5 protein-coding genes are annotated in these 5,381 nt (G+C 64.3%); 3 read left to right on the forward strand and 2 right to left on the reverse strand.

From position 1 onward, the window contains the following. Both ENZ74_RS20440 and ENZ74_RS20445 read right to left on the reverse strand, forming a co-directional pair. Positions 1-534: hypothetical protein (locus tag ENZ74_RS20440; RefSeq protein ID WP_127312954.1), on the reverse strand; the 534-nt coding region annotated here is incomplete at its 3' end. A 194-nt stretch (positions 535-728) separates the two neighbouring features. Then, positions 729-2,357: a DNA alkylation response protein gene (locus ENZ74_RS20445; RefSeq protein ID WP_013531793.1), complete on the reverse strand. Its 1,629-nt coding sequence runs from the start codon at positions 2,355-2,357 to the stop codon at positions 729-731. Positions 2,358-2,550: 193 nt separating this feature from the next. Here ENZ74_RS20445 and ENZ74_RS20450 point away from each other — a divergent pair, with 193 nt between their 5' ends. From ENZ74_RS20450 to plsY, 3 genes are all read left to right on the forward strand, one after another. Next, entirely contained in the window at positions 2,551-3,510 is a 960-nt protein-coding gene (locus tag ENZ74_RS20450; RefSeq protein WP_063167954.1) for an aspartate carbamoyltransferase catalytic subunit, read from the forward strand. Then, positions 3,507-4,793, forward strand: coding sequence for a dihydroorotase (locus tag ENZ74_RS20455; RefSeq protein ID WP_063167953.1), 1,287 nt, complete (start codon positions 3,507-3,509; stop codon positions 4,791-4,793). Before ENZ74_RS20450 ends, ENZ74_RS20455 begins: the two co-directional genes overlap by 4 nt. 60 nt (positions 4,794-4,853) lie before the next feature. Next, a partial coding sequence (gene plsY, locus ENZ74_RS20460) for a glycerol-3-phosphate 1-O-acyltransferase PlsY (protein WP_127312955.1) occupies positions 4,854-5,381 on the forward strand: 528 nt, incomplete at its 3' end.

Here is a 5,381-nt window from a genome sequence, read left to right on the forward strand (position 1 = left end):
CACCGTTCGGCCTGATATGAGTGAAAGCAGCGAATTGTGGGCTGCGGCTTTTGCCATGCCGTGCGCGACGGCATGGATCTCGCCTTCGCCCGAAGCCGCTGCCGCAACCACGGACCGCCGTTCGGCAAGCATGGCGACATAGGATGCCAGAAGTGCTGCCAGCTGCACGGCAACAGCCATGAACAGCCCGTTTATGCCTTGCGCAGCACCCCCGATGACGATCAGCGACAACACGCCGGACGCGCAGATGAAGGCGATGCGGGCAACGCTGTCGGCGTCCGGGCTGGTCGCGTCGTTGACCAGGGCTTCGACAAAGGCCCAGAAAAACAGAACCGCGACGACCAGCAATGCGGTGGCAAGCGGCGCCACGACAACGAAATTGTCGAGGTTGACGAAGCGGGTACCCTCGATTGTGGCACCGATCACGCCGAGCGCCGCCGCCACACCACGGTTTCCGTCGATGCAGATGAGCGCAAGCAGGGCGAAAACAATCGTCCAGTGCAAGGTCAGAAAAGAGGTCAGTACCTGTCGCATCGGTGTTCCTGCTTCGCAAAGCAGGAGACGGCCAATCTGAACCATTGCCTGCTTGCGCCGGGACAGTGGGCCTTGCCGCTCGCCATCGCAACGGAAACCATTTGTTAAGGTTAACGGAAATTAGCCATATGCGAGAGGATACGGACCAACGCCTCAAAACTGTGGATGGCGCCGGTTTTTGCGATGCTCGCGGCTCAGTTCACTGGCGGATAGAGCGTGTCGATGATCATGCGTGCATCGTGGCGCGAATCGATCATGCCATAGGTGTTGCGCCATTGGCCGGCCAATCGCGTCTCGACGAAAGCGTCGGCGATCCGCCCTGCCCCCAGACGGCGCAATTCCGCCGCCGCAGCCGACAGAGCCAGCTGCTCGGTGAGCAGCCGAGCCGAACCTTCGTCGGTTGAAGCGACCTGCATCGCCGCCTTCAGCACGCCGATCGTGCCGCGTCCGCCGGCGCCGAGATCGCGGTCGATGCCGGCCAGCACATCCTCGAACAGGCCGGGCGCACGGCCAAGCACGCGCAGCACGTCGAGCGCCATGACATTGCCCGAGCCCTCCCAGATCGCGTTGACCGGGGCCTCGCGATAATAGCGGGCGAGCGGCGCCTCCTCGACATAGCCATTGCCGCCGAGGCACTCCATCGCCTCATAGAGCAAAGGCGGCGCGATCTTGCAGACCCAGTATTTGACGACCGGCGTCATGGCGCGGGCAAACGCCGCTTCACCGCGGTCGCTGGCCGCCTCGTCGAAGGACCGCGCCAGCCGGAACGACAGTGCGGTGGCGGCGGCGACATCGAGTGCCATGTCCGCCAGCACGCGCTGCATCAACGGCTGCTCGATCAGGGTCGAACCGAACACCTGACGATGGCGGGCATGATGAACGGCCTCGGCGAGGCCCGCGCGCATGATCGCCGACGAGGCGATGGCACAATCGAGCCGGGTGAGCGTCACCATGTCCATGATCGTCTTCACACCGGCACCGGGTTCGCCGACCATCTCGCCGATGGCATTGACGAATTCGACTTCGGAGGATGCGTTGGAACGGTTGCCGAGCTTGTCCTTCAGCCGCTGGAAGCGGAAGCCGTTGCCCGAGCCGTCACCGAGAACGCGCGGTACGAGGAAGCACGACAGCCCCTCCGGCGCCTGCGCCAGCACCAGGAAGGCATCCGACATCGGCGCCGACATGAACCATTTGTGCCCGGTCAGACGATAAAAACCGCTGCCGGCGCGTTCCGCCCTCGTCACATTGGCGCGCACATCGGTGCCGCCCTGTTTCTCGGTCATGCCCATGCCGAGCGTCAGCCCGGTTTTCTCGACCGGCGGCTTTTGGCTCTGGTCATATTTGCGCGTCGTCACGCGCGGCGCCCATTCACGAAACAGTTTCGGGCTGGCCATCAAGGCCGCCAGCGAAGCGTTGGTCATGGTGATGGGGCACAGATGCCCGGTCTCGAGCTCCGCCGTCAGATAAAACCGGGCGGCACGGACCTGATGGCGGCGGCCGATCTCGGTGTCGCCGTTTTCCCACACCGAGGAATGCAGCCCATTGGCCACGGAGCGGCGCATCAAGGCGTGATAGGCGGGATGGAACTCGACCACGTCGATGCGCCGTCCTTGGCGATCATGCGTCCTCAGCTTCGGCGTCTCGACATTGGCGAGGCGCGCCAGTTCCTGCGCCTCCTGCGTCAGCACGAAACGGCCGAGACCGTCGAGTTCCCGGCGCACCGGATCGGAAAAACGCTCCGCGAGCTGGATCAGCAACGGATCGCCCCGCCAGGCGTTGCCGCCCGTCAGCGGCGGCGGCTGGTTCGTCACGTCGTCGGTCACGCCCAATCCTTCTATCGTCAGAAAGCCACGAATCCGAGGCTGTCGGCTAGATATAGCCAAGCCATGCAGCGCGCGCGATGAAAATACCGGCCGATACAATCGGCCATCTACACGAAAAAAATGAGGAGAACGGTTCCAATGCAAAGCTGGCGCTTGCAGCCGCAAAGTCTCCACCCTATAGCAGCCCCTTGAGATGACCGACGCTTCGTCCCCCTATCCTCAACGCCATCTTCTGGGCATCCGCGACCTTTCCCCTGCCGACATCGAGCTGTTGCTCGACAGGGCGGACCGGGCGGTCGCGATCTCGCGGCAGTCCGAGAAGAAAACCTCGACGCTGCGCGGCCGCACACAGATCAACCTGTTCTATGAAGCCTCGACGCGCACGCAGTCGTCGTTCGAACTGGCCGGAAAGCGGCTTGGCGCCGATGTCATGAACATGTCGGTGGCAAGCTCTTCGGTGAAGAAGGGCGAAACGCTCATCGACACGGCGATGACGCTGAATGCCATGCGGCCCGACATATTGATCATCCGCCACCAGTCGGCCGGTGCGGCCGCGCTTCTCGCGCAGAAGGTCGGCTGCTCCGTCGTCAATGCCGGCGACGGCGCGCATGAGCACCCGACACAGGCGCTGCTCGACGCGCTGACCATCCGCCGCGCCAAAGGCCCGCTGTCGAAGCTGATCGTGGCGATCTGCGGCGACATCCTGCATTCGCGCGTGGCGCGCTCCAACATCATGCTGCTCAACGCGCTCGGCGCGCAGGTGCGCGTCGTTGCGCCGTCGACGCTGCTGCCCACTGGCATCGAGAAGATGGGCGTCATCGTCACCCGTTCGATGGCCGAAGGCCTCAAGGACGCCGATGTGGTGATGATGCTGCGCCTGCAGCGCGAGCGCATGGAAGGCGCCTTCGTGCCTTCGGTGCGCGAGTATTTCCGCTATTTCGGCCTCGATGCGGAAAAACTGAAGGCGGCCAAAGACGACGCGTTGGTGATGCACCCCGGACCGATGAACCGTGGCGTCGAGATCGCTTCGGAAATCGCCGACGGCCCGCAAAGCGTCATCCAGGAACAGGTCGAAATGGGCGTTGCTGTGCGCATGGCGGTCATGGAAGCGCTGCTCGATCCCCGTCGCAATCAAGAGGGCCGCGGCGCATGAGCATAACGGTCTTTGAGCGCGCCCGCATCGTCGACCCCTCGCGCGGCATGGACGAGATCGGCGCCGTCATCGTCGATGGCCGCAAGATCGTTGCCGCCGGCAAGCCAGCGCTCAACCAGGGCGCGCCCGAGGGCGCCACCATTATCGACTGCGCCGGCAAGGCGATCATTCCAGGCCTTATCGACGGCCGCGTCTTCATCGGCGAACCGGGCGGCGAGCATCGCGAAACCATTGCGTCGGCGAGTGTCGCGGCGGCGGCTGGCGGCGTCACCTCCATCGTCATGATGCCCGATACCGACCCGGTGATCGACAATGTGGCGCTTGTCGAGTTCGTGCTGCGCACCGCCAAAGACACGGCTATCGTCAACGTCTTTCCGGCTGCGGCGATCACCAAGGGCCTCGACGGGCGCGAGATGACCGAGTTCGGCCTGCTGCGCGAAGCCGGCGCGGTCGCCTTCACCGATGGCCGCCACACCATATCGAGTGCGCTGGTGATGCGCCGCGCGCTGACCTATGCGCGCGACTTCGGCGCCACCATCGTGCATGAGACGCAGGATGCGGACCTCGGTTCATCCGGCGTGATGAATGAAGGCCTCTACGCCAGCTGGCTCGGCCTTTCCGGCATTCCGCGCGAGGCCGAATCCATCCCGCTGGAACGCGACCTTGCGCTGGCGCGGCTGACGCGCGGTTCGTACCATGCGGCGAAGATCTCGACGGCGATGGCGGCAAACGCCGTGACGCGTGCCAAGGCCGACGGGGCGACGGTGACGTCGGGCGTGGCGATCCACAATCTGTCGCTCAATGAAAACGATGTCGGCGAATACCGCACCTTCTTTCGCCTGACGCCGCCATTGCGTGCCGAGGAAGACCGGCTGGCGATGATCGAGGCGGTCAGGGACGGTACGATCGACGTCATCGTCTCCTCGCACGATCCGCAGGATGTCGACACCAAGCGCCTGCCCTTCGCCGATGCGGCGGCCGGCGCCATCGGGTTGGAGACGCTGCTGGGCGCGGCCTTGCGGCTCTACCACAATGGCGACGTGCCGTTGCTGAGGCTGATCGAGACCCTGTCCACGGCCCCGGCAAAACTGTTCGGACTGCCCGGTGGCACGCTGAAGCCCGGCGCTGTCGCCGATCTTGCGCTTGTCGACCTCGACGAACCCTGGATCGTCAGCGAAAGCGGCATTCGTTCGCGCTCAAAAAACACCTGTTTCGAAGGTGCGCGCCTGCAAGGCAAGGTCTTGCAAACGCTGGTTGCGGGCCGCACAGTGTTCTCCGTCTGAGCCGGACAACCCGCGCACCGCGCCTGATCCGGCCAAACTGGGGGAAATGCGGGGGAAACAATGACTTACAGCCTCATCCCAGCGCTTGTGTTCGGCTATCTCCTGGGCTCGATTCCGTTCGGACTTCTGCTCACCCGCGCGGCCGGCCTTGGCGATGTGCGCCAGATCGGCTCGGGCAACATCGGCGCCACCAATGTTCTGCGCACCGGCAACAAGGGCCTAGCCGCGGCGACGCTGTTGCTCGACGCGCTGAAGGGCACGGCCGCCGTGCTGATTGCTGGCTATTTCGCGCCTGACCTGGCGATCTGGGCCGGTCTCGGCGCCTTTCTCGGTCATCTCTTCCCGGTATGGCTGGGCTTCAAGGGCGGCAAGGGCGTCGCCACCTATCTCGGCGTGCTGATCGGCCTTGCCTGGCAGGTAGCGCTGATCTTCGCCGTCGTCTGGCTGGTGATGGCATTCCTCTTCCGTTATTCCTCGCTTGCGGCGCTGACGGCGGCGGTCATCGTGCCGATCGCCCTCTATGTCCTGAGCACGCCGCAAATTGCCGGATTGTTCGTGGTGATGAGCGTCATCGTTTTCATCAAGCAC

It is taken from the genome of Mesorhizobium sp. M7A.F.Ca.CA.002.15.2.1, assembly GCF_003998715.1.
Lineage (GTDB): Bacteria > Pseudomonadota > Alphaproteobacteria > Rhizobiales > Rhizobiaceae > Mesorhizobium > Mesorhizobium ciceri.

Coding starts and splice junctions, on each gene's coding strand:
- ENZ74_RS20455 (WP_063167953.1), top strand. CDS start 3,507: ATGAGCATAACGGTCTTTGAGCGCGCCCGCATCGTCGACCCCTCGCGC.
- ENZ74_RS20450 (WP_063167954.1), top strand. CDS start 2,551: ATGACCGACGCTTCGTCCCCCTATCCTCAACGCCATCTTCTGGGCATC.